We start from the raw sequence: 22,530 nt of genomic DNA on the forward strand, positions 1-22,530 counted from the left end.
CATAAGCGCTAACTTAAGGGTTGTGGTATTACGCCTGATATGATTTAACGTGCCGATGAATTACTCTCACGATAACTGGTCAGCAATTCTGGCCCATATTGGTAAGCCCGAAGAACTGGATACTTCGGCACGTAATGCCGGGGCTCTAACCCGCCGCCGCGAAATTCGTGATGCTGCAACTCTGCTACGTCTGGGGCTGGCTTACGGCCCCGGGGGGATGTCATTACGTGAAGTCACTGCATGGGCTCAGCTCCATGACGTTGCAACATTATCTGACGTGGCTCTCCTGAAGCGGCTGCGGAATGCCGCCGACTGGTTTGGCATACTTGCCGCACAAACACTTGCTGTACGCGCCGCAGTTACGGGTTGTACAAGCGGAAAGAGATTGCGTCTTGTCGATGGAACAGCAATCAGTGCGCCCGGGGGCGGCAGCGCTGAATGGCGACTACATATGGGATATGATCCTCATACCTGTCAGTTCACTGATTTTGAGCTAACCGACAGCAGAGACGCTGAACGGCTGGACCGATTTGCGCAAACGGCAGACGAGATACGCATTGCTGAGCGGGGATTCGGTTCGCGTCCCGAATGTATCCGCTCACTTGCTTTTGGAGAAGCTGATTATATCGTCCGGGTTCACTGGCGAGGATTGCGCTGGTTAACTGCAGAAGGAATGCGCTTTGACATGATGGGTTTTCTGCGCGGGCTGGATTGCGGTAAGAACGGTGAAACCACTGTAATGATAGGCAATTCAGGTAATAAAAAAGCCGGAGCTCCCTTTCCGGCACGTCTCATTGCCGTATCACTTCCTCCCGAAAAAGCATTAATCAGTAAAACCCGACTGCTCAGCGAGAATCGTCGAAAAGGACGAGTAGTTCAGGCGGAAACGCTGGAAGCAGCGGGCCATGTGCTATTGCTAACATCATTACCGGAAGATGAATATTCAGCAGAGCAAGTGGCTGATTGTTACCGTCTGCGATGGCAAATTGAACTGGCTTTTAAGCGGCTCAAAAGTTTGCTGCACCTGGATGCTTTGCGTGCAAAGGAACCTGAACTCGCGAAAGCGTGGATATTTGCTAATCTACTCGCCGCATTTTTAATTGACGACATAATCCAGCCATCGCTGGATTTCCCCCCCAGAAGTGCCGGATCCGAAAAGAAGAACTAACTCGTTGTGGAGAATAACAAAAATGGTCATCTGGAGCTTACAGGTGGCCATTCGTGGGACAGTATCCCTGACAGCCTACAAAACGCAATTGAAGAACGCGAGGCATCGTCTTAACGAGGCACCGAGGCGTCGCATTCTTCAGATGGTTCAACCCTTAAGTTAGCGCTTATGGGCGCAGGCCCCACTTTTTGGAGAAATTGTATGATGTACCACATTCCCGGCGTGTTATCGCCACAGGACGTCGCTCGTTTTCGCGAACAACTGGAACAAGCCGAATGGGTGGATGGACGCGTCACCACCGGCGCACAAGGTGCGCAAGTTAAGAACAATCAACAGGTCGACACCCGCAGCACGTTATACGCCGCCCTGCAAAATGAGGTGCTGAACGCGGTTAACCAACATGCTTTATTCTTTGCCGCGGCCTTGCCGCGTACCCTTTCCACGCCGCTGTTTAATCGCTATCAGAACAATGAAACCTATGGTTTCCATGTGGATGGCGCAGTACGCAGCCATCCACAAAACGGCTGGATGCGTACTGACCTTTCTGCCACGCTGTTTTTAAGCGATCCACAAAGCTACGACGGCGGCGAACTGGTCGTTAATGACACCTTCGGACAACATCGGGTAAAACTCCCGGCAGGCGATCTCGTGTTGTATCCCTCCAGCAGCCTGCATTGCGTGACACCCGTAACCCGCGGCGTACGAGTGGCATCATTTATGTGGATCCAGTCGATGATCCGCGATGATAAAAAGCGCGCCATGCTGTTTGAACTGGACAACAATATTCAGTCGCTGAAAAGCCGCTACGGCGAAAGTGAAGAGATCCTGTCGCTGCTTAATCTTTATCATAATCTGCTGCGGGAATGGTCGGAGATCTGATGCTTGAACTGCCCGAGTTCGTCCCTGGATTAGCTACACTTAACTGTACAAGTATTGATATGGGGAGGTCGATATGGCATCCGGTTGGGCTAACGATGACGCCGTCAACGAACAGATCAACAGTACAATTGAAGATGCGATTGCCCGCGCTCGGGGTGAAATTCCGCGCGGCGAAAGCCTGGATGAATGTGAAGAGTGCGGTGCCCCCATCCCGCAGGCCCGTCGGGAAGCCATTCCTGGCGTGCGCTTATGTATTCATTGTCAGCAGGAGAAAGATTTACAAAAACCAGCTTATACAGGATATAATCGCAGAGGTTCGAAAGACAGCCAGTTACGTTAACTACAACTGGCGAGATGCATAGCGAGTATAATTTGTATTTTGCGTGTCATTCCGTGCCTTTAACGCTGCTGTGACTGCCACGCGGTATAAAACAAGTTCATAAGTACAACAAATAAATGGTTTATCAGTAGGTTAGATATCAATCAATTTATTTGAACAAGGCGGTCAATTCTCTTCGATTTTATCTCTCGTAAAAAAACGTGATACTCATCACATCGACGAAACAACGTCACTTATACAAAAATCACCTGCGAGAGATTAATTATGAAAACTATCAATACTGTTGTTGCTGCTATGGCTCTTTCAACTCTGTCATTTGGCGTGTTCGCGGCGGAACCGGTAACGGCATCCCAGGCACAGAACATGAATAAAATCGGCGTGGTTTCTGCCGATGGCGCATCCACCCTCGATGCCCTGGAAGCGAAACTGGCTGAGAAAGCCGCGGCAGCCGGTGCCAGTGGATACAGCATCACTTCCGCCACCAACAACAATAAATTAAGCGGTACTGCGGTAATTTATAAGTAATTCGTAGGACGGATAAGGCGTTTACGCCGCATCCGGCAACAGATGCCTGATGCGACGCTACCGCGTCTTATAAGGCCTACAAAATCCGAACCGTTGGACGGATCAGGCGTTTACGCTACGTCCAGCACAAGTATTTCCCTGTCTGTTTGCCGACAGACGCATATGCTCTAACCCTCATTGATCCTATGTTACCCTTGTTTGCCCGTCCGCCACTGGACGGGCTTTTTTTTAGCTGGCTAACTGCTGACAGAAAGCCTGCAACGTCTCTTCCGGCATACCAATCTGCCGCGCTGCATCACAAATGGCCTGCCAGCTTCCCGCATCCAGTGGAATCCCCTGCTTCTGCCGTTCGCGACGCGTGTTCACTTCCCACTCGCCCGGTAGCAAAATCGGCTTATCATCATCATGCGGCGAGGCTTTCACCCACTCGGCAAAGGCTTCGGTCTGCGCGTTACAATCCGGCGCGCCGAAGAGTTCCGGGTTGATGATGATAGTGGTCATGCAGTTAAGAATGGCATCGGGACTGGTTTGTAACGTTTCCTGATGCGTCGTTTTACCGCCGGAAAGCGCCCCGCCAAGAATTTCACACATCGCTGCAAGGGCGTAGCCTTTATGTTCGGCAAAGGTCAACAGCGAACCCAACGGCGACTCCTGCATTACCGCCGGATTGGTCGTCGGCACGCCGTTAACGTCAATCAGGCAACCTGGCGGCACGGGGACGCCTTTATGCCAGGCGACGCGGGTTTTGCCAAATGCAATGGCGCTGGTGGCGTAATCAAGCAACAGCGGGAAATTATCTTTACGAGGGAAAACCACACAGAACGGATTGGTGCCAAAGCGGCTGTCGCGACCGTGGAACGGCGCGACCATTGGAATACCGACCACGCTAACAAAGTGGATAGAGACAAACCCCGCCGCTGCACACTGCTCCGCCCAGTAACCGATACGGCCGATATGATGCGAGTTATGTAGCGCCACGGCGGCAATACCGTGCTGATGCGCTTTCTCAATCCCCAGCGCCATCGCTTCATGTGCCGCGACCTGACCAAATGCGCGATCGCCATCGAGCGTGACCGCCGCCCCCGCCTCTTTAACGGTTTTGGCATGATGGTTAATTTGCAGGTGCCCCTGACTCCAGGAGCGTACATAGCTTGGGATCATGCCAATACCATGTGAATCATGCCCTGCCAGGTTTGCCGCGATTAAATGATCGGCAACTAATTTCGCTTCTTGTTCCTCGCTACCCATCTGACGAAATACAGCCTGAATAAAACTGTGCAGCGTCTGAGCATCAAAGCGATGACCACTTTCCATGGTTAACTCCTGTTTATGTTATGTGTTTGTTGTATTTTTATGCTGCACGCCGGGCGTGGGAAGGTCAATAAAGATGCAGGAATTTCATATTGCGGTGGGGTAAAAGCCGGATGACATGGCTCATCCGGCTGAGAAAAGAATTAAAATGCCTGATTAACGCGCGCCAGGCCGTCGCTGATAGTTGCCGCTTCACCCGTAGCCACCAGGCAGCAAGCCATCTGGATTTTCAGCGATTCGGGAATCGGTTCGCTGCCAGCAAGGCAACGCTCAATCCACTGCGCCGTGGTTTCCGGATCTTTTGCTTGTGGCAGTAACTCGCTACCAGCAGTGTCCTGTTTTTCATACAGCACCCGCATCCCTTCACGGTCAATGAGATTGATCTGCGGGCAGCGCTGCGGATTAGCATACACTTCACCTTCAGTACCATGCATTAGTAGCGCCCGCCCGCCGATATCGCTAAAGAACTTCGCGACGCGTCCAATGTATTCCGGATGCGAAACGCTGGAAAGACGCAGCGCCTCACCTTCGGCAAATGGCGTCGCCAGTTTCGCCAGGGTATGTGCACTGTTACGCACGCCCATCCGCCAGCGCATCGCCAGTTGTTTTTCCAGCGGCGGGCAAAACGCGCCGACTGGCATAAACACCGGTTGATGTTCGTCGAGCTTCGCCTGCGCCTGCCCGCCGTGCAACGTTGGCGTAATACCCATCAATTCAAAAATGGTTTCAGTCAGCACGCGGGTTGGATCTTCGCTAACCCCGTGAACCACCACAGGAAAACCGAGTTTGTGCAGGAGAATCGCCAACAACGGCGTCAGGTTGGCCTGTTTACGCGCGCCGTTGTAACTGGGGATGACAATCGGCATCGGCTTGCCTGCTGGCGGCGTCAGCTTGATGGTGTGATTTTGCATGGCTTCGTAAAAGCCGAGCATCTCTGCTTCCCCTTCTCCTTTGATACGCAGCGCAATCAATACGCCGCCCAACTCAAGGTCAGGGACTTCACCATTGAGCATATGAGCATACAGACCGCGCGCAGTATCCCGGTCTAAATCGCGCGCGTGGTTTTTCCCGCGCCCGATCTCTTTAATGATTTTGCGATAGTCCATTTACGACTCCTTACCTGACTCACATCATTAACGCCGCCGACGGCGTGGGGATTTCGTTTTTTCTTTCTTTTTAACTATACCTTCAGGGACTTCCGGTTGCTCTATCGGAAATACCGGTAATGCATCCAGTAGTCGCTTGCCATAATTTTTGGTCAGCAAGCGTTTGTCGTAGATAACCACTTCGCCCCAGCAACCGTGGCTTCGAATCAGTCGCCCAACCTGCTGAATCAGGTTAAACGAGGCGCTCGGCAGGCTTTGCACCTCAAACGGATAGCGGTTGAGGCTTTTCAGCCATTCCCCTTCGGTGATCACCACCGGGCTGTCGATGGGCGGAAAAGCGATTTTGTGGATATGCACCTGGCTGAGCAGATCACCTTTCAAATCAAGCCCTTCGGCAAATGACTGTAAGCCCACCAGCACGCTGCGCTCACCGTTGGCGACGCGTTTGCGGTGCAGTTCAACTAAACGGTAACGCGGCTGATCGCCCTGAACCAGCAACATCAGACGTAAATCCGTCACATAGTCGAGAAAGCGCTGCATCGCCCGTCCGCTGGCAAACAGTACCAACATACCGAGATGTTTTTTGCTCTCCACCTGCTTACGGAAAAAGGCCGCCATTTCGGCAATATGCTGCTCTTCGTTGTCGATGGAAGGCTCAACGCGCATCCGGGGAATAACAATTTTGCCCTGTTCGCAGTGGTTAAAGGGGGAATCCAGCGCCACAAAACGGTCGCCCGCTTTCTCTTTCAGACCACTCATCTCCTGCAAACGCGAAAAACTGTTCAGCGAACGCAAGGTTGCGGAGGTGACAATAATGTGCGGAATACTGCGCCACAGCAGCCTTTCCAGCTGATCGCTGACACGTATTCCCACGCAGTGAAACCAGAGGTGTAGCTGCCCTTCGCGCTCTTCCCGCGTCGCCCATTTGGTCACCGGTGCACCGGAAGATTGCGCCAGCGAAGCCAGCCGCCAGAGTTTGCTTTGCGCCTCGAACATCCCCAACGCGCGGTTCATCTGCAAAATCAACCGATGCAGACGTACAATGTCATGGCTGCCGGTTTTCTCACTTAAATCGTTAAGAAATAACTCCGCCAGGCCACGCAGCATCTCGGTGAGTTTTGCCAGCCGCTGGCAGATCTCCAGCACTTCATCTGGCAGTTCGCCCATCGCAAAACGGTGCTCTGCCTCCTGCCCGGCAGGCATGTAGAGATTGAGAATGTTGTTTAACGAGGCGATAAGCTCATACAACTCTTCACAATGCGCATTCAAACGTTCAGGGATCGCCAGCGGTGGGATGGTCTTCGGGCGAAACTGCTCCATGCAGGTAGCGACCAGTTTCGTGAACAAGTCCAGCTGTAGCCGATACCACGGCGCGGTGATTTCGGCGCTCATCTCAAGCGCATCCCGCGCCACATCCGGCAGGTGATGGCCTTCGTCCAGCACCAGCAGTAAATTTTTCGGGTCAGGCAATACCGCTTCGCTTTCCATCGCCGCCATCACCAGCGCATGGTTTGCCACCACCACTTCCGCTTCCTGAATCTCCCGACGAGCGACAAAAAACGGGCATTCACGATAGTAGTAACAATTGCGGTTGAGGCAGCTGGCTTTGTCGGTACTTAAACGACGCCAGAGATCGTCATCTATAGCGATATCAGTATGATCGCGCAGACCATCCCATTTATAAGTATCGAGATCGCCCTTCAGCTTCGCACAACGTTTTTGCTCTTCCTGATTGTTCGGCGTCAGTTCGTCGTCAAGAAACGCCAGCAGATCCTGTTGCGTGGGTACAGTACTGGCGAGCGCCGTCAGATTACGCGGACAAACGTAGCGCCCACGCCCAAAAGCGGCAGTGAATTTAAGATCGGGAATGATCTTTTTCAGCAGCGGTAAATCTTTGCTGTAAATCTGATCCTGCAATGCCACGTTGGCGGTACTCACCACCAGCGTTTTTTGCTCTTCGCGGGCAATGGCGATGCCGGGAATCAAATAAGAGAGCGTTTTCCCAACGCCGGTGGGGGCTTCAATCGCCAGATGTCGCCCTTCTTCTCCGGCCAGCGTTTTGGCGACGTCCGCAATCATCTGCCGCTGCGGCGCACGGGGAATAAAGTCGGGGATCTGTTCCTGAAGCGCCTTATACCAGGCGGCAATTTGCGCTTTAAGCGCGGCGGTTAATGCCATGAGAAAACCTGAAATACTGTATAAACAGCCAATATTGTGGCATTTTTCGGTTTTCAGGGGTAATGGTTTTTCTGTTTCTGGAAAGCGGCTCGCAATAACCACCAACATAATGCGGTTTAATGCCCGTTCGAGCACAAAGGATCCAACACGTCATGCAAGACACCATCATAAATTTCTACAGCACCAGCGATGACTACGGTGATTTTTCTAACTTTGCCGCCTGGCCCATCAAGGTTGACGGGAAAACCTGGCCCACCTCAGAACACTATTTTCAGGCACAAAAATTCCTTGATGAAAAATACCGCGAAGAGATCCGTCGGGTTTCTTCCCCTATGGTCGCCGCACGCATGGGGCGCGATCGTTCTAAGCCTCTGCGTAAAAACTGGGAGTCGGTCAAAGAACAGGTGATGCGAAAAGCACTTCGCGCTAAATTCGAACAGCATGCAGAACTGCGTGCGCTCTTGCTGGCAACCGCGCCCGCAAAACTGGTTGAGCATACGGAAAACGATGCTTACTGGGGAGACGGTGGTCATGGTAAGGGCAAGAATCGACTGGGCTACCTTTTAATGGAGTTGCGCGAACAATTGGCTATAGAGAAGTAACGTCTCGGTGGCTTATGGGCGGTAAAACAGATAAATTTTTTCCCGTGTTCTCAAATTGCTGACAAGTGCTTGTTGTGAAATGCCGGATGCGGCGTAAACGCCTTATCCGGCCTACAAAAGCATGCAAATTCAATATATTGCAGAGTTCACGTAGGCCTGATAAGCGTAGCGCATCAGGCAGTTTTGCGTTTGTTCATCAGCCTGATGCCGGGCATAGCCCGGCATAAAAGATTACTGCGCAGCGGCAGGTTTACGCGGACGGCGGCGACGTTGTTGTTCGCCTGCCGGTTTGGCATCGCCGAGGCGGCGAGACGGTTTTTCTGCAGGTTTCGCGCTTGCAGATTTTGCGCCACCTTCCCCACGGCGTGGTTGCTGTTGACCGCGACCACCACCTTGCCCACGACCGCCGCCGCCACGTTGCTGGCGACCGTTCTGGATCGGTTCGGCTTTGATTGACGGGTCCGGCTCATAGCCCGGAATCGCAATGCGCGGGATCTCTTTTTTCAGCAGTTTTTCGATATCACGCAGCAGTTTGTGTTCATCAACACACACCAGCGACAACGCTTCACCGGTAGCAGCCGCACGACCGGTACGCCCGATACGGTGGACATAATCTTCAGGTACGTTTGGCAGTTCATAGTTGACGACGTGCGGCAGCTCTTCAATATCCAGGCCGCGCGCAGCGATGTCAGTTGCCACCAGTACACGAATATCGCCCGATTTAAAATCAGCCAGCGCACGAGTACGCGCACCTTGCGATTTATTGCCGTGGATCGCCGCACTACGGATGCCATCTTTATTGAGCTGTTCAGCCAGATGGTTAGCGCCGTGTTTGGTACGGGTAAACACCAGCACCTGCTGCCAGTTCCCTTTCCCAATCATGTGCGACAGCAATTCGCGTTTGCGTTTCTTATCGACAAAGTGAACGTGCTGGGTCACCTGATCAGACGCGGTATTGCGGCGTGCCACTTCGATTTCCAGCGGGTTGTGCAACAGTTTTTCCGCCAGGGCTTTAATATCGTCAGAGAAGGTCGCGGAGAATAACAGGTTCTGGCGCTTCGCAGGTAGTTTTGTTAACACGCGACGGATATCGTGGATAAAGCCCATGTCGAGCATGCGGTCAGCTTCATCGAGGACGAGGATTTCAACCTGATCCAGCTTCACTGCATTCTGATGTTCCAGGTCCAGCAAACGTCCCGGGGTTGCCACCAGCACATCAACGCCGCCACGCAGTTTCATCATCTGCGGGTTAATACTCACACCACCAAACACCACCAGCGAACGAATGTTCAGGTATTTGCTGTAATCACGGACGTTTTCGCCAATCTGCGCCGCCAGTTCACGGGTCGGGGTAAGAATGAGCGCACGTACCGGACGACGCCCTTTGGCGTGCGGCTGGCGAGTGATCAGGTGTTGCAACAGCGGCAGCGTAAAGCCCGCTGTTTTGCCGGTGCCGGTCTGGGCGCTAGCCATCAGGTCGCGGCCTTCCAGCACCGCAGGGATCGCCTGCTGCTGAATAGGGGTGGGTTCACGGTAACCCTGCTCGGCAACGGCGCGCAGGATATCAGGGCTTAAACCCAAAGAATCGAAAGACATAACTACTCCGAACCGCCCCGACCGTTACCGGTGTAGTTTTCAGGGAGATACTGAAAAGGAAAATGACAAAAACCACAATGTCATGAGGGAGCGGAGTGTAGCAGTTTTTGTGACGCAGCGCATAAATTATCCCTGTGACTGGCGTTGCTAAAATTCTTAGCCATACTGGACAACTCCCCTATGGAGTCATAATCTTAATCAATCATTTGATTAAGAATGGACTGTGCGATGAATAATCCTGCCATGACAATCAAGGGTGAACAGGCGAAAAAACAGCTGATTGCTGCCGCACTGGCGCAGTTTGGTGAATATGGAATGAACGCCACCACTCGCGAGATAGCCGCCCAGGCCGAGCAGAATATCGCTGCCATCACCTACTACTTCGGTTCGAAAGAAGATTTGTACCTCGCCTGCGCCCAGTGGATTGCCGATTTTATTGGCGAGCAGTTCCGTCCGCATGCCGAGGAAGCCGAACGCTTGTTCGCGCAACCACAGCCTGATCGGGCTGCCATCCGTGAACTGATCCTTCGCGCCTGCAGGAACATGATTAAGCTGCTCACCCAGGATGACACCGTCAACCTCAGCAAGTTTATCTCCCGTGAGCAGCTCTCTCCCACGGCAGCCTACCACCTGGTGCACGAACAGGTGATTAGTCCGCTACACAGCCACCTGACACGCCTGATTGCCGCCTGGACCGGCTGCGACGCCAATGACACCCGCATGATCCTTCATACCCATGCGTTGATTGGTGAGATTCTGGCGTTCCGTCTTGGCAAAGAAACAATTCTGTTACGTACCGGCTGGACCGCGTTCGATGAAGAAAAGACCGAACTGATCAACCAGACGGTGACCTGTCATATCGACCTGATTTTGCAAGGATTATCGCAAAGGAGTTTGTAGTGATGAAAAAACCTGTCGTGATCGGATTGGCGGTAGTGGTACTTGCCGCCGTGGTTGCCGGAGGCTACTGGTGGTATCAAAGCCGCCAGGATAACGGCCTGACGCTGTATGGCAACGTGGATATTCGTACGGTAAATCTTAGTTTCCGTGTTGGGGGGCGCGTTGAATCGCTGGCGGTGGACGAAGGTGATGCTATCAAAGCGGGCCAGGTGCTGGGCGAACTGGATCACAAGCCGTATGAGATTGCCCTGATGCAGGCGAAAGCGGGTGTTTCGGTGGCACAGGCGCAGTATGACCTGATGCTTGCCGGGTATCGCGATGAAGAAATCGCTCAGGCCGCCGCAGCGGTGAAACAGGCGCAAGCCGCCTATGACTATGCGCAGAACTTCTATAACCGCCAGCAAGGGTTGTGGAAAAGCCGCACTATTTCGGCAAATGACCTGGAAAATGCCCGCTCCTCGCGCGACCAGGCGCAGGCAACGCTGAAATCAGCACAGGATAAATTGCGTCAGTACCGTTCCGGTAACCGTGAACAGGACATCGCTCAGGCGAAAGCCAGCCTCGAACAGGCGCAGGCGCAACTGGCGCAGGCGGAGTTGAATTTACAGGACTCAACGTTGATAGCCCCGTCTGATGGCACGCTGTTAACGCGCGCGGTGGAGCCAGGCACGGTCCTCAATGAAGGTGGCACGGTGTTTACCGTTTCACTAACGCGTCCGGTGTGGGTGCGCGCTTATGTTGATGAACGTAATCTTGACCAGGCCCAGCCGGGGCGCAAAGTGCTGCTTTATACCGATGGTCGCCCGGACAAGCCGTATCACGGGCAGATTGGTTTCGTTTCGCCGACTGCTGAATTTACCCCGAAAACCGTCGAAACGCCGGATCTGCGTACCGACCTCGTCTATCGCCTGCGTATTGTGGTGACCGACGCCGATGATGCGTTACGCCAGGGAATGCCAGTGACGGTACAATTCGGTGACGAGGCAGGACATGAATGATGCCGTTATCACGCTGAACGGCCTGGAAAAACGCTTTCCGGGCATGGACAAGCCCGCCGTCGCGCCGCTCGATTGTACCATTCACGCCGGTTATGTGACGGGGTTGGTGGGGCCGGACGGTGCAGGTAAAACCACGCTGATGCGGATGTTGGCGGGATTACTGAAACCCGACAGCGGCAGTGCCACGGTGATTGGCTTTGATCCGATCAAAAACGACGGCGCGCTGCACGCCGTGCTCGGCTATATGCCGCAGAAATTTGGTCTGTATGAAGATCTCACGGTGATGGAGAACCTCAATCTGTACGCGGATTTGCGCAGCGTCACCGGCGAGGCACGTAAGCAAACTTTTGCTCGCCTGCTGGAGTTTACGTCTCTTGGGCCGTTTACCGGACGCCTGGCGGGCAAGCTCTCCGGTGGGATGAAACAAAAACTCGGCCTGGCCTGTACCCTGGTGGGCGAACCGAAAGTGTTGCTGCTCGATGAACCCGGCGTCGGCGTTGACCCTATCTCACGGCGCGAACTGTGGCAGATGGTGCATGAGCTGGCGGGCGAAGGGATGTTAATCCTCTGGAGTACCTCGTATCTCGACGAAGCCGAGCAGTGCCGTGACGTGTTACTGATGAACGAAGGCGAGTTGCTGTATCAGGGAGAACCAAAAGCCCTGACACAAACCATGGCCGGACGCAGCTTTCTGATGACCAGTCCACACGAGGGCAACCGCAAACTGTTGCAACGCGCCTTGAAACTGCCGCAGGTCAGCGACGGCATGATTCAGGGGAAATCGGTACGTCTGATCCTCAAAAAAGAGGCCACACCAGACGATATTCGCCATGCCGACGGGATGCCGGAAATCAACATCAACGAAACTACGCCGCGTTTTGAAGATGCGTTTATTGATTTGCTGGGTGGTGCCGGAACCTCAGAATCGCCGCTGGGTGCAATATTGCATACGGTAGAAGGCACACCCGGCGAGACGGTGATCGAAGCGAAAGAACTGACCAAGAAATTTGGTGATTTTGCCGCCACCGATCACGTCAACTTTGCCGTTAAACGTGGGGAGATTTTTGGTTTGCTGGGGCCAAACGGCGCGGGTAAATCGACCACCTTTAAGATGATGTGCGGTTTGCTGGTGCCGACTTCCGGCCAGGCGCTGGTGCTGGGGATGGATCTGAAAGAGAGTTCCGGTAAAGCGCGCCAGCATCTCGGCTATATGGCGCAAAAATTTTCGCTCTACGGCAACCTGACGGTCGAACAGAATTTACGCTTTTTCTCTGGTGTGTATGGCTTACGCGGTCGGGCGCAGAACGAAAAAATCTCCCGTATGAGCGAGGCATTTGGCCTGAAAAGTATCGCCTCCCACGCGACCGATGAACTGCCATTAGGTTTTAAACAGCGGCTGGCGCTGGCCTGTTCGCTGATGCATGAACCGGACATTCTGTTTCTCGACGAACCAACGTCCGGCGTTGATCCCCTCACCCGCCGCGAATTTTGGCTGCATATCAACAGCATGGTAGAGAAAGGCGTCACGGTGATGGTCACCACTCACTTTATGGATGAAGCAGAATATTGCGACCGCATCGGCCTGGTGTACCGTGGGAAATTAATTGCCAGCGGCACGCCGGATGATTTGAAAGCGCAGTCGGCCAACGACGAGCAACCCGATCCCACCATGGAGCAAGCCTTTATTCAGTTGATCCACGACTGGGATAAGGAGCATAGCAATGAGTAACCCGATCCTGTCCTGGCGTCGCGTACGGGCGCTGTGCGTTAAAGAGACGCGGCAGATCGTTCGCGATCCGAGTAGCTGGCTGATTGCGGTAGTGATCCCGCTGCTACTGCTGTTTATTTTTGGTTACGGCATTAACCTCGACTCCAGCAAGCTGCGGGTCGGGATTTTACTGGAACAGCGTAGCGAAGCGGCGCTGGATTTCACCCACACCATGACCGGTTCGCCCTACATCGACGCCACCATCAGCGATAACCGTCAGGAACTGATCGCCAAAATGCAGGCGGGGAAAATTCGCGGTCTGGTGGTTATTCCGGTGGATTTTGCGGAACAGATGGAGCGCGCCAACGCCACCGCACCGATTCAGGTGATCACCGACGGCAGTGAGCCGAATACCGCTAACTTTGTACAGGGGTATGTCGAAGGGATCTGGCAGATCTGGCAAATGCAGCGAGCGGAGGACAACGGGCAGACTTTTGAACCGCTTATTGATGTACAAACCCGCTACTGGTTTAACCCGGCGGCGATAAGCCAGCACTTTATTATCCCGGGTGCGGTGACCATTATCATGACGGTCATCGGCGCGATTCTCACCTCGCTGGTGGTGGCGCGAGAATGGGAACGCGGCACCATGGAGGCTCTGCTCTCTACGGAGATTACCCGCACGGAACTGCTGCTGTGTAAGCTGATCCCTTATTACTTTCTCGGGATGCTGGCGATGCTGCTGTGTATGCTGGTGTCAGTGTTTATTCTCGGGGTGCCGTATCGCGGTTCGCTGCTTATTCTGTTTTTTATCTCCAGCCTGTTTTTACTCAGTACCCTGGGGATGGGGCTGCTGATTTCCACGATTACCCGCAACCAGTTCAATGCCGCTCAGGTCGCCCTGAACGCCGCGTTCCTGCCGTCGATTATGCTTTCCGGCTTTATTTTTCAGATCGACAGTATGCCCGCGGTGATCCGCGCGGTGACGTACATTATTCCCGCTCGTTATTTCGTCAGCACCCTGCAAAGCCTGTTCCTCGCCGGGAATATTCCAGTGGTGCTGGTGGTAAACGTGCTGTTTTTGATCGCTTCGGCGGTGATGTTTATCGGCCTGACGTGGCTGAAAACCAAACGTCGGCTGGATTAGGGAGAAGAGCATGTTTCATCGCTTATGGACGTTAATCCGCAAAGAGTTGCAGTCGTTGCTGCGCGAACCACAAACCCGCGCGATTCTGATTTTACCTGTGCTTATTCAGGTGATCCTGTTCCCGTTCGCCGCCACGCTGGAAGTGACTAACGCCACCATCGCCATCTACGATGAAGATAACGGCGAGCATTCGGTGGAGCTGACCCAACGTTTTGCCCGCGCCAGCGCCTTTACCCATGTGCTGCTGCTGAAAAGCCCACAGGAGATCCGCCCAACCATCGACACACAAAAGGCGTTACTACTGGTGCGTTTCCCGGCTGACTTCTCGCGCAAACTGGATACCTTCCAGACCGCGCCGTTGCAGTTGATCCTCGACGGGCGTAACTCCAACAGTGCGCAAATTGCCGCCAACTACCTGCAACAGATCGTCAAAAATTATCAGCAGGAGCTGCTGGAAGGAAAACCGAAACCTAACAACAGCGAGCTGGTGGTACGCAACTGGTATAACCCGAATCTTGACTACAAATGGTTTGTGGTGCCGTCGCTGATCGCCATGATCACCACTATCGGCGTAATGATCGTCACTTCACTTTCCGTCGCCCGCGAACGTGAACAAGGTACGCTCGATCAGCTACTGGTTTCGCCGCTCACCACCTGGCAGATCTTCATCGGCAAAGCCGTACCGGCGTTAATTGTCGCCACCTTCCAGGCCACCATTGTGCTGGCGATTGGTATCTGGGCGTATCAAATCCCCTTCGCCGGATCGCTGGCGCTGTTCTACTTTACGATGGTGATTTACGGTTTATCGCTGGTGGGATTCGGTCTGTTGATTTCATCACTCTGCTCGACACAACAGCAGGCGTTTATCGGCGTGTTTGTTTTTATGATGCCCGCCATTCTCCTTTCCGGTTACGTTTCTCCGGTGGAAAACATGCCAGTATGGCTGCAAAACCTGACGTGGATTAACCCTATTCGCCACTTTACGGACATTACCAAGCAGATTTATTTGAAGGATGCGAGTCTGGATATTGTGTGGAATAGTTTGTGGCCGCTACTGGTGATAACGGCCACGACAGGGTCAGCGGCGTACGCGATGTTTAGACGTAAGGTGATGTAACTTCTTATCTTTCGCCAGCAAAGACACTACCGCCGGGCCAGCAAGGATCGCCAGCCCTGCAATTGCCAGCAAAAAGTTGTTTTCCAGTACGCGGGACAACAGCCACAGCACAATCAGCGCTGCGCCAAAATACCAGGTCGTGGTCAGCTCTTCCAGCACGTCTGCCACCTCACGCCAGCGTTGCTCGGGGTGGCGCTGAAACACCAGCATCATCACTACCGTGACACAATACAGTGCGCATAATCCCACGCCGACGTGAACCAGAGTCTTACTCATCCAGCCCACCACCAGCAGCGCCACTACCAGTAAATGCAACATAATCTGCCAGCAACTTAGACCCGTTGCGACACGAACACGTTGTTGCCACTTCATGGCTTCTCTCCTGAAGAATTTATCTCTACTTACTCAGAGTACCGAACTTTACGGAAAATTCCGTAAGACCGCACCTTTTTGTGACGCCGACTACACTATTTCAATGAGATAAGAGGCAAAGACAGGAAAATTATGCCCGATCAAACACAACAATTTTCGTTCAAGGTGCTCACCATCAATATTCACAAAGGCTTTACCGCGTTTAACCGACGCTTCATTTTGCCGGAACTTCGCGATGCCGTGCGTACCGTCAGCGCCGATATTGTTTGCCTGCAGGAAGTGATGGGCGCGCACGAAGTTCATCCGCTGCATGTGGAAAACTGGCCCGATACCTCGCACTACGAGTTTCTCGCCGACACTATGTGGAGCGATTTTGCCTACGGTCGCAATGCCGTATACCCGGAAGGGCATCACGGCAACGCCGTACTGTCGCGTTATCCCATTGAACATTATGAGAATCGCGATGTTTCGGTCGATGGTGCGGAAAAGCGCGGCGTGCTCTACTGCCGCATTGTGCCGCCGATGACCGGAAAAGCGATTCATGTGATGTGCGTACATCTGGGCCTGCGTGAGGCGCACCGTCAGGCGCAGCTTGCGATGCTCGCCGAATGGGTCAATGAGCTGCCGGACGGCGAACCAGTATTGGTGGCGGGTGATTTCAACGACTGGCGGCAAAAAGCTAATCATCCGTTAAAAGTGCAGGCCGGGCTGGATGAGATATTTACCCGCGCCCACGGACGCCCGGCGCGCACGTTTCCGGTGCAATTTCCTCTACTACGTCTGGACAGGATCTACGTCAAAAATGCCAGCGCCAGCGCGCCAACCGCGTTGCCGCTGCAGACATGGCGACACCTTTCTGATCATGCCCCTTTAAGTGCGGAGATTCATTTATGAAATGTAGCTGGCGTGAAGGCAATAAGATCGAGTTGCTGGAAAACGGCGAGCAATATTATCCCGCGGTGTTTAAGGCGATTGGCGAGGCACAAGAACGCATCATTCTTGAAACGTTTATCTGGTTTGAGGATGACGTCGGCAAACAGCTGCATGCGGCACTACTGGCAGCAGCGCAACGCGGGGTTAAAGCGGAAGTCTTGCTGGATGGCTACGGTTCGCCGGATCTCAGCGATGAGTTTGTCAATGAACTGACGGCAGCTGGCGTGGTATTTCGCTACTACGATCCCCGCCCTCGCCTTTTTGGTATGCGCACCAATGTGTTTCGCCGGATGCATCGCAAAATTGTGGTGATCGACGCGCGTATCGCCTTTATTGGCGGGCTGAATTACTCCGCCGAGCATATGTCCAGCTACGGTCCAGAGGCTAAACAGGATTACGCGGTACGCCTTGAAGGGCCGATTGTCGAAGATATTCTCCAGTTTGAGCTGGAAAACCTGCCTGGACAGAGCGCGGCACGACGCTGGTGGCGACGTCATCACAAAGCGGAAGAGAACCGCCAGCCGGGAGAAGCGCAGGTATTGCTGGTCTGGCGCGATAACGAAGAACATCGCGATGATATTGAACGTCACTATCTGAAAATGCTCACTCAGGCGCAGCGAGAAGTCATTATCGCCAACGCCTACTTCTTCCCCGGCTATCGATTTTTACACGCCTTGCGTAAAGCGGCACGGCGCGGGGTGCGGATCAAACTGATCATTCAGGGCGAACCGGATATGCCGATTGTCAGAGTCGGTGCGCGCTTGCTGTATAACTATCTGGTTAAAGGCGGCGTTCAGGTATTTGAGTACCGCCGCCGCCCGCTCCACGGCAAAGTGGCATTGATGGACGATCACTGGGCGACAGTAGGGTCCAGTAATCTCGATCCGCTCAGTTTGTCACTGAATCTCGAAGCAAATGTCATCATCCACGATCGTCATTTTAACCAGACGCTGCGCGATAATCTGAACGGCATTATTGCCGCAGATTGTCAGCAGGTCGATGAGACCATGCTGCCGAAACGCACCTGGTGGAACCTGACCAAAAGCGTGCTGGCGTTCCACTTTTTACGCCACTTCCCGGCGCTGGTTGGCTGGCTTCCGGCACACACACCACGTCTGACGCAGGTTGATCCCCCCGCACAACCGACAATGGAAACGCAGGATCGGGTAGAAACTGAAAACACGGGGGTAAAACCCTGATGAGTAAATCACACCCGCGCTGGCGCTTAGCAAAGAAGATCCTCACCTGGCTGTTTTTTATCGCGGTGATTGTGTTGCTGGTGGTCTACGCCAAAAAGGTGGACTGGGAAGAGGTCTGGAAGGACATCCGTGACTACAATCGCGTTGCGCTGCTCAGTGCGGTCGGGCTGGTGGTCGTCAGTTATCTGATTTACGGCTGCTATGACCTGCTCGCCCGCTTTTACTGCGGTCACAAACTGGCGAAGCGCCAGGTGATGCTGGTGTCGTTTATCTGCTACGCCTTCAACCTGACACTCAGTACCTGGGTCGGCGGCATTGGTATGCGCTATCGTTTGTACTCTCGTCTGGGGTTGCCCGGTAGCACTATTACGCGGATTTTCTCGCTCAGTATCACCACCAACTGGCTGGGCTATATTTTGCTGGCGGGGATTATCTTTACCGCAGGCGTGGTGGAGTTGCCGGATCACTGGTATGTCGATCAAACTACGCTGCGTATTCTCGGCATTGGCTTACTGATGATTATCGCGGTTTATTTGTGGTTTTGCGCTTTCGCGAAGCACCGCCATATGACCATTAAAGGGCAAAAGCTGGTACTGCCTTCATGGAAATTCGCCCTCGCCCAGATGCTGATTTCCAGCGTTAACTGGATGGTAATGGGGGCGATTATCTGGCTGTTACTTGGTCAAAGCGTTAACTATTTCTTTGTACTGGGCGTGTTGCTGGTTAGTAGTATTGCAGGCGTCATCGTGCATATTCCGGCGGGAATTGGTGTGCTGGAAGCGGTGTTTATCGCGCTACTGGCTGGGGAGCATATCACCAAAGGCACAATTATCGCCGCCCTGCTCGCTTACCGTGTGCTGTATTACTTTATCCCACTGCTGCTGGCGCTGATCTGTTACCTGTTGCTGGAAAGCCAGGCGAAAAAGCTACGAGCGAAAAATGAAGCGGCGATGTGAAGTTCAGTTAAGTTCTTTAGTATCTGCATTTACGACTAATGAAAAAAACGCGTATGCCTTTGCCAGACAAGCGTTATAGCTATCGCGGCAAGTATCCCAAAGAAGCCGATAAAATAGTAATAGAGTGTTAATGCACCTGTAAAAGCGCAACGAACCGGACTCCACAACTCTTCACTATGGCATTTTCCTGCCAGTTCAAGGAGCTTATTTCGTCCATGCGAGATAATGCCTGGCCATAACACAATCATTAAGCAACTTATTACCCAAATGGGCCGTTCACTCATTAATGCCGCATTCACGATGATTACCAGGGCCAACCCTGTCAACGTCATCATAATGATAAAACGGTGAGAACCAGGATCAACATTAAATAATAAACCGGCCAGCATACTGATTAAAAACATCGCGCCCGCAGTGCTGAACACGATGATAATGGCATATACAGGAACTAAACTTGCAACGACAATCGCCACCAAAGAGAGTAAAAACAGATATATTACGCCCGCGATGGCGGCATTTATCTTGTTGATATCCTTACTTAAGCCATACATACAAAGTAATAATAACCCTATGGCGACATACATTGGTGGTGAATCATATTTGGTTGCCGTAATTTCGAGATACTTAGCTCCCCAGGCTAGTCCTGCGGTTGCCACCAAACCTAAAGCGGTAATGAGCCATATACCGTTTAATATCCTGGCCTCGTGCTGAAAATCTAATTTATTGCTGTTTTGCGAGTATGATTCCATTCTTTTAGTTATCCTTAGAAAAAATATTAATATTCATCATGAATAAATTTAAACCCACGCATACAAAATACTTTTGTATTTATGGATACGGAAAACGCTTCCGCTCGTCCATAAGGCGTATTTTATACCTGGTACTTGTTAAGTGTCGTTTTTAGTAAGAAAAAAAATCCCGACACATGGCCGGGATATTGATGGTGAAAAAGAATTAACGGCGGTTGCCGAAGATCCGCAGCAACATCAGGAACAGGTTGATGAAGTCCAGATACAAGGTTAACGCGCCAAGAATGGAATATTTGCGCAGGTTCGACGTGTCGCGGGTATCAATCTGCTCACCCATATTTTTCAGTTTCTGGGTGTCATACGCCGTCAATCCGACAAAGACAATCACGCCGATGTAGGTGACTGCCCACATCAACGCTTCGCTTTTCAGCCAGAAGTTGACCAGCGATGCCAGCACAATGCCGATTAACGCCATAAACAGCATATTGCCAAAGCCGCTTAGATCGCGCTTCGTGGTGTAACCATACAGGCTCATTGCGCCGAACATCCCGGCAGTAACGACGAAAGTACTGGCGATAGAAGCAGCGGTATAGACAATGAAAATACTGGAAAGCGTAAGACCCGTCAGCGCCGAATAAAGCATAAAGAGCATAGTCGTTACACCTGCGCTCAGCTTTTGAATCATCGCTGATAACACAATAACCAATGCTAATTGCGCGATGATCAGACCGATTAAAAAGACACGGTTAGTGAACAACAGCTCCATCACTGCCGCAGAATTAGCTGCATACCAGGCAACAAATGCGGTCAGCAACAAGCCAACGGTCATCCAGCCATAGACTTGCGCCATATAAGTCTGCAAGCCAGCCCGGGGTTGTACAATTGAATCAGAACGTGGGAATCTGTCCATGACGATCTCCTGAAGATATTAGGAATATCTTAAGGATACTGCAAAATGATGAGGCTGTGCATCGACGCAGCGTAAACGCATGTACTGAGCGGTGAAATTGCCGGACGCAGCGGTGCCTTATCCGGCTAACAAAAAACTACCAGCGTTTTGCCGCCTGCCGATCGCTCTCCCGAGCTTCGACCCAGCGGTCGCCTTCCGGCGTGGCTTCACGCTTCCAGAACGGTGCGCGGGTTTTGAGATAATCCATAATAAACTGCCCGGCTTCAAACGCACTGCTGCGATGCGCACTGGTGACACCGACAAAAACGATTTCATCGCCCGGCCATAATTCCCCGATGCGGTGAATCACAGTGACGCGCCCCAGCGGCCAGCGGTTACGCGCTTCATCAACAATTTCTGCCAGTGCTTTTTCAGTCATCCCCGGATAGTGTTCGAGGGTTAATGCGTTGACGCTGTCGCCCAGGTTATGGTTGCGCACCTTACCAGTAAAGGTGACTACCGCACCGTCTTCGTCACGCTCCGCCAGCCACGGGTACTCTTCTCCTACGCTGAACGGCTGCGGACCAACAACAATTTTGGTTTCTGCCATCTTAACCTCCGGTTACCGGCGGGAAGAAAGCTACTTCGTCGCCGTCAGTCAGCGGATGGTCAAAACTCACCAGCGTCTGGTTGACGGCAGCCAGTAATTTGCCATCTTCCAGCGCCAGCGCCCAGCGATCGCTCTGCGCAGCCATGTGCTGGCGTAACGCTTCAACAGTTGGGAAATCCGCAGCCACTTCGGTTGCATCTGTTCCCACCAACTCGCGCACCTGGGCGAAAAAAAGAACTTTAATCATCCGCTTCCACCTTAAAGTCACCCGACTTGCCGCCGCTCTTCGCCAGCAAACGTACCGGACCAATCACCATATCTTTTTGCACCGCTTTGCACATGTCATAAATGGTCAGCGCCGCCACGGAGGCCGCGGTTAATGCTTCCATTTCGACACCGGTTTTCCCGGTCAGGCGGCATAAGGTTTCTATACGCACCCGATTGTGCTCCGGCTCGGCCTGTAAATTGACTTCAACTTTGCTGAGCATCAGCGGATGACAGAGCGGGATCAGATCCCAGGTGCGTTTTGCCGCCTGAATACCGGCAATACGCGCAGTGGCAAATACGTCGCCTTTGTGGTGGCGACCATCAATAATCATCGCCAGCGTCTCGCTGCGCATGGTGACAAAGGCTTCCGCCCGCGCTTCACGCACGGTTTCCGCTTTGGCGGAGACATCCACCATGTGCGCTTCGCCAGCGGCGTTGATATGGGTCAGTTGCGACATACTTATTTCTTCAAATGTGGATGGAAATTACACGGACGCGTACGGGCATCCAACTGCGGCGCGATGATATTTTCCCATGCGGTACGGCACGCTTTGGTCGAACCCGGCATGGCGAAAATCAGCGTTTTGTTAGCGACGCCCGCTACCGCACGAGATTGCAACGTGGAAGTGCCAATCTCTTCAAACGACAACATACGGAACACTTCACCAAAACCTTCAACTTCACGGTCGAACAACGGCAGCAATGCTTCGGGAGCCTGATCACCTTCCGTCAGGCCAGTACCACCCGTAATCAACACCACTTGTACATCGTCGCTGGCGATCCACGCAGATACCTGAGCGCGAATAGCGTAGCGGTTTTCTTTCACAATGGCTTTATCGACAACGTGATGGCCCGCTTCTTGCGCCGAATCGCGCAAATAGTGACCGGAGGTATCGTCTTCTTCACCGCGCCGATTAGAAACCGTAAGAATAGCAATACGGGTCGGGATAAATTCAGTGCTTACCTGACTCATCTGATCT

25 protein-coding genes are annotated in these 22,530 nt (G+C 52.9%); 13 read left to right on the forward strand and 12 right to left on the reverse strand.

Annotated features, from left to right (window positions below; genetic code table 11):
• The first annotated feature begins 55 nt into the window (after nucleotides 1–55).
• From ACU8XX_RS16530 to ybiJ, 4 genes are all read left to right on the forward strand, one after another.
• On the forward strand, nucleotides 56–1,168 hold the full coding sequence (locus ACU8XX_RS16530; protein ID WP_016232034.1) for an IS4-like element IS421 family transposase: 1,113 nt from the start codon (nucleotides 56–58) through the stop codon (nucleotides 1,166–1,168).
• 201 nt (nucleotides 1,169–1,369) lie between these two features.
• Nucleotides 1,370–2,047 carry a PKHD-type hydroxylase YbiX gene (gene ybiX, locus ACU8XX_RS16535; protein ID WP_000990177.1) on the forward strand — a complete coding sequence of 226 codons (678 nt, stop codon included), beginning with the start codon at nucleotides 1,370–1,372 and terminating at the stop codon, nucleotides 2,045–2,047.
• A gap of 73 nt (nucleotides 2,048–2,120) precedes the next feature.
• On the forward strand, nucleotides 2,121–2,387 hold the full coding sequence (gene ybiI, locus ACU8XX_RS16540) for a C4-type zinc finger protein YbiI (RefSeq protein WP_000146343.1): 267 nt from the start codon (nucleotides 2,121–2,123) through the stop codon (nucleotides 2,385–2,387).
• A 264-nt stretch (nucleotides 2,388–2,651) separates the two neighbouring features.
• Nucleotides 2,652–2,912: a DUF1471 family protein YbiJ gene (gene ybiJ / locus ACU8XX_RS16545; protein ID WP_000849301.1), complete on the forward strand. Its 261-nt coding sequence runs from the start codon at nucleotides 2,652–2,654 to the stop codon at nucleotides 2,910–2,912.
• A gap of 102 nt (nucleotides 2,913–3,014) precedes the next feature.
• On the opposite strand, the gene ybiE is transcribed toward ybiJ, so the two are convergent.
• The 4 genes from ybiE to dinG form a co-directional block, all read right to left on the reverse strand.
• Nucleotides 3,015–3,074 carry a protein YbiE gene (ybiE, locus tag ACU8XX_RS16550; RefSeq protein WP_211180490.1) on the reverse strand — a complete coding sequence of 20 codons (60 nt, stop codon included), beginning with the start codon at nucleotides 3,072–3,074 and terminating at the stop codon, nucleotides 3,015–3,017.
• Nucleotides 3,075–3,140: 66 nt separating this feature from the next.
• Nucleotides 3,141–4,226, reverse strand: a complete 1,086-nt coding sequence (hcxB, locus tag ACU8XX_RS16555; protein ID WP_000443530.1) for a hydroxycarboxylate dehydrogenase HcXB — start codon at nucleotides 4,224–4,226, stop codon at nucleotides 3,141–3,143.
• Nucleotides 4,227–4,366: 140 nt separating this feature from the next.
• Nucleotides 4,367–5,329, reverse strand: a complete 963-nt coding sequence (ybiB, locus tag ACU8XX_RS16560) for a DNA-binding protein YbiB (RefSeq protein ID WP_000386551.1) — start codon at nucleotides 5,327–5,329, stop codon at nucleotides 4,367–4,369.
• Between the two features lie 27 nt (nucleotides 5,330–5,356).
• Complete coding sequence (gene dinG / locus ACU8XX_RS16565; RefSeq protein ID WP_001300645.1) at nucleotides 5,357–7,507, reverse strand: ATP-dependent DNA helicase DinG; 2,151 nt, start codon at nucleotides 7,505–7,507, stop codon at nucleotides 5,357–5,359.
• A 119-nt stretch (nucleotides 7,508–7,626) separates the two neighbouring features.
• On the opposite strand from dinG, the gene ybiA reads away from it, so the two are divergent.
• On the forward strand, nucleotides 7,627–8,109 hold the full coding sequence (ybiA, locus tag ACU8XX_RS16570; protein WP_001145126.1) for an N-glycosidase YbiA: 483 nt from the start codon (nucleotides 7,627–7,629) through the stop codon (nucleotides 8,107–8,109).
• 231 nt (nucleotides 8,110–8,340) lie between these two features.
• Here ybiA and rhlE read toward each other — a convergent pair whose 3' ends face one another.
• Nucleotides 8,341–9,705, reverse strand: coding sequence for an ATP-dependent RNA helicase RhlE (rhlE, locus tag ACU8XX_RS16575; RefSeq protein WP_000007101.1), 1,365 nt, complete (start codon nucleotides 9,703–9,705; stop codon nucleotides 8,341–8,343).
• 228 nt (nucleotides 9,706–9,933) lie between these two features.
• On the opposite strand from rhlE, the gene cecR reads away from it, so the two are divergent.
• From cecR to ACU8XX_RS16600, 5 genes are read left to right on the forward strand one after another with little or no spacing between them, the layout of a single operon-like run.
• A complete protein-coding gene (gene cecR, locus ACU8XX_RS16580) occupies nucleotides 9,934–10,605 on the forward strand; it encodes a DNA-binding transcriptional regulator CecR (RefSeq protein WP_096251882.1) in 672 nt (223 codons plus the stop codon).
• Between the two features lie 2 nt (nucleotides 10,606–10,607).
• Entirely contained in the window at nucleotides 10,608–11,603 is a 996-nt protein-coding gene (hlyD, locus tag ACU8XX_RS16585; RefSeq protein ID WP_000743444.1) for a secretion protein HlyD, read from the forward strand.
• The gene (locus ACU8XX_RS16590; protein ID WP_000996107.1) at nucleotides 11,596–13,332 is read left to right on the forward strand and encodes an ATP-binding cassette domain-containing protein; all 1,737 of its coding nucleotides are present in this window, start codon (nucleotides 11,596–11,598) and stop codon (nucleotides 13,330–13,332) included. The genes hlyD and ACU8XX_RS16590 overlap by 8 nt, the downstream gene beginning before the upstream one ends.
• The gene (locus tag ACU8XX_RS16595; RefSeq protein WP_000070131.1) at nucleotides 13,325–14,458 is read left to right on the forward strand and encodes an ABC transporter permease; all 1,134 of its coding nucleotides are present in this window, start codon (nucleotides 13,325–13,327) and stop codon (nucleotides 14,456–14,458) included. Before ACU8XX_RS16590 ends, ACU8XX_RS16595 begins: the two co-directional genes overlap by 8 nt.
• A gap of 10 nt (nucleotides 14,459–14,468) precedes the next feature.
• On the forward strand, nucleotides 14,469–15,575 hold the full coding sequence (locus tag ACU8XX_RS16600) for an ABC transporter permease (RefSeq protein ID WP_000469031.1): 1,107 nt from the start codon (nucleotides 14,469–14,471) through the stop codon (nucleotides 15,573–15,575).
• Here ACU8XX_RS16600 and ACU8XX_RS16605 read toward each other — a convergent pair.
• Nucleotides 15,537–15,947 (reverse strand): YbhQ family protein, encoded by a 411-nt coding sequence (locus tag ACU8XX_RS16605; protein WP_000871982.1) that lies wholly within the window; start codon nucleotides 15,945–15,947, stop codon nucleotides 15,537–15,539. The genes ACU8XX_RS16600 and ACU8XX_RS16605 overlap by 39 nt on opposite strands.
• A 132-nt stretch (nucleotides 15,948–16,079) precedes the next feature.
• Between ACU8XX_RS16605 and ACU8XX_RS16610 the strand changes: the two genes are divergently transcribed.
• Genes ACU8XX_RS16610 through ACU8XX_RS16620 form a run of 3 tightly spaced genes read left to right on the forward strand, consistent with a single transcriptional unit; the run spans nucleotide 16,080 to nucleotide 19,035 of the window.
• Nucleotides 16,080–16,841, forward strand: coding sequence for an endonuclease/exonuclease/phosphatase family protein (locus ACU8XX_RS16610; protein ID WP_001113347.1), 762 nt, complete (start codon nucleotides 16,080–16,082; stop codon nucleotides 16,839–16,841).
• A complete protein-coding gene (gene clsB, locus ACU8XX_RS16615; RefSeq protein ID WP_000650314.1) occupies nucleotides 16,838–18,079 on the forward strand; it encodes a cardiolipin synthase ClsB in 1,242 nt (413 codons plus the stop codon). Before ACU8XX_RS16610 ends, clsB begins: the two co-directional genes overlap by 4 nt.
• The gene (locus ACU8XX_RS16620) at nucleotides 18,079–19,035 is read left to right on the forward strand and encodes a lysylphosphatidylglycerol synthase domain-containing protein (protein WP_016241987.1); all 957 of its coding nucleotides are present in this window, start codon (nucleotides 18,079–18,081) and stop codon (nucleotides 19,033–19,035) included. The genes clsB and ACU8XX_RS16620 overlap by 1 nt, the downstream gene beginning before the upstream one ends.
• Before the next feature lie 35 nt (nucleotides 19,036–19,070).
• Here ACU8XX_RS16620 and ACU8XX_RS16625 read toward each other — a convergent pair whose 3' ends face one another.
• The 6 genes from ACU8XX_RS16625 to moaB all read right to left on the reverse strand — a co-directional run bounded on the left by ACU8XX_RS16625 (nucleotide 19,071) and on the right by moaB (nucleotide 22,523).
• The gene (locus ACU8XX_RS16625) at nucleotides 19,071–19,784 is read right to left on the reverse strand and encodes a Bax inhibitor-1/YccA family protein (RefSeq protein WP_000446914.1); all 714 of its coding nucleotides are present in this window, start codon (nucleotides 19,782–19,784) and stop codon (nucleotides 19,071–19,073) included.
• A gap of 205 nt (nucleotides 19,785–19,989) precedes the next feature.
• Nucleotides 19,990–20,694 (reverse strand): Bax inhibitor-1/YccA family protein, encoded by a 705-nt coding sequence (locus ACU8XX_RS16630; protein WP_000373624.1) that lies wholly within the window; start codon nucleotides 20,692–20,694, stop codon nucleotides 19,990–19,992.
• 136 nt (nucleotides 20,695–20,830) lie between these two features.
• On the reverse strand, nucleotides 20,831–21,283 hold the full coding sequence (moaE, locus tag ACU8XX_RS16635; protein ID WP_000852297.1) for a molybdopterin synthase catalytic subunit MoaE: 453 nt from the start codon (nucleotides 21,281–21,283) through the stop codon (nucleotides 20,831–20,833).
• A 1-nt stretch (nucleotide 21,284) separates the two neighbouring features.
• A complete protein-coding gene (gene moaD / locus ACU8XX_RS16640; protein WP_000598619.1) occupies nucleotides 21,285–21,530 on the reverse strand; it encodes a molybdopterin synthase sulfur carrier subunit in 246 nt (81 codons plus the stop codon).
• Nucleotides 21,523–22,008 carry a cyclic pyranopterin monophosphate synthase MoaC gene (moaC, locus tag ACU8XX_RS16645; RefSeq protein ID WP_000080885.1) on the reverse strand — a complete coding sequence of 162 codons (486 nt, stop codon included), beginning with the start codon at nucleotides 22,006–22,008 and terminating at the stop codon, nucleotides 21,523–21,525. The genes moaD and moaC overlap by 8 nt, the downstream gene beginning before the upstream one ends.
• Before the next feature lie 2 nt (nucleotides 22,009–22,010).
• Complete coding sequence (moaB, locus tag ACU8XX_RS16650) at nucleotides 22,011–22,523, reverse strand: molybdenum cofactor biosynthesis protein B (RefSeq protein WP_000084639.1); 513 nt, start codon at nucleotides 22,521–22,523, stop codon at nucleotides 22,011–22,013.
• Nucleotides 22,524–22,530: the final 7 nt, after the last annotated feature.

The organism is Escherichia sp. MAL-1 (genome assembly GCF_052948035.1).

Coding starts and splice junctions, on each gene's coding strand:
- ybiX (WP_000990177.1), top strand. CDS start 1,370: ATGATGTACCACATTCCCGGCGTGTTATCGCCACAGGACGTCGCTCGT.
- moaC (WP_000080885.1), bottom strand. CDS start 22,008: ATGTCGCAACTGACCCATATCAACGCCGCTGGCGAAGCGCACATGGTG.
- dinG (WP_001300645.1), bottom strand. CDS start 7,507: ATGGCATTAACCGCCGCGCTTAAAGCGCAAATTGCCGCCTGGTATAAG.
- ybiA (WP_001145126.1), top strand. CDS start 7,627: ATGCCCGTTCGAGCACAAAGGATCCAACACGTCATGCAAGACACCATC.
- ACU8XX_RS16630 (WP_000373624.1), bottom strand. CDS start 20,694: ATGGACAGATTCCCACGTTCTGATTCAATTGTACAACCCCGGGCTGGC.
- ACU8XX_RS16605 (WP_000871982.1), bottom strand. CDS start 15,947: ATGAAGTGGCAACAACGTGTTCGTGTCGCAACGGGTCTAAGTTGCTGG.
- rhlE (WP_000007101.1), bottom strand. CDS start 9,705: ATGTCTTTCGATTCTTTGGGTTTAAGCCCTGATATCCTGCGCGCCGTT.
- clsB (WP_000650314.1), top strand. CDS start 16,838: ATGAAATGTAGCTGGCGTGAAGGCAATAAGATCGAGTTGCTGGAAAAC.
- ACU8XX_RS16600 (WP_000469031.1), top strand. CDS start 14,469: ATGTTTCATCGCTTATGGACGTTAATCCGCAAAGAGTTGCAGTCGTTG.
- ACU8XX_RS16620 (WP_016241987.1), top strand. CDS start 18,079: ATGAGTAAATCACACCCGCGCTGGCGCTTAGCAAAGAAGATCCTCACC.
- ACU8XX_RS16610 (WP_001113347.1), top strand. CDS start 16,080: ATGCCCGATCAAACACAACAATTTTCGTTCAAGGTGCTCACCATCAAT.
- ACU8XX_RS16625 (WP_000446914.1), bottom strand. CDS start 19,784: ATGGAATCATACTCGCAAAACAGCAATAAATTAGATTTTCAGCACGAG.
- hlyD (WP_000743444.1), top strand. CDS start 10,608: ATGAAAAAACCTGTCGTGATCGGATTGGCGGTAGTGGTACTTGCCGCC.
- hcxB (WP_000443530.1), bottom strand. CDS start 4,226: ATGGAAAGTGGTCATCGCTTTGATGCTCAGACGCTGCACAGTTTTATT.
- moaE (WP_000852297.1), bottom strand. CDS start 21,283: ATGGCAGAAACCAAAATTGTTGTTGGTCCGCAGCCGTTCAGCGTAGGA.
- ybiI (WP_000146343.1), top strand. CDS start 2,121: ATGGCATCCGGTTGGGCTAACGATGACGCCGTCAACGAACAGATCAAC.
- ACU8XX_RS16530 (WP_016232034.1), top strand. CDS start 56: ATGAATTACTCTCACGATAACTGGTCAGCAATTCTGGCCCATATTGGT.
- ybiB (WP_000386551.1), bottom strand. CDS start 5,329: ATGGACTATCGCAAAATCATTAAAGAGATCGGGCGCGGGAAAAACCAC.
- ybiJ (WP_000849301.1), top strand. CDS start 2,652: ATGAAAACTATCAATACTGTTGTTGCTGCTATGGCTCTTTCAACTCTG.
- ACU8XX_RS16590 (WP_000996107.1), top strand. CDS start 11,596: ATGAATGATGCCGTTATCACGCTGAACGGCCTGGAAAAACGCTTTCCG.
- ACU8XX_RS16595 (WP_000070131.1), top strand. CDS start 13,325: ATGAGTAACCCGATCCTGTCCTGGCGTCGCGTACGGGCGCTGTGCGTT.
- moaD (WP_000598619.1), bottom strand. CDS start 21,530: ATGATTAAAGTTCTTTTTTTCGCCCAGGTGCGCGAGTTGGTGGGAACA.
- cecR (WP_096251882.1), top strand. CDS start 9,934: ATGAATAATCCTGCCATGACAATCAAGGGTGAACAGGCGAAAAAACAG.
- moaB (WP_000084639.1), bottom strand. CDS start 22,523: ATGAGTCAGGTAAGCACTGAATTTATCCCGACCCGTATTGCTATTCTT.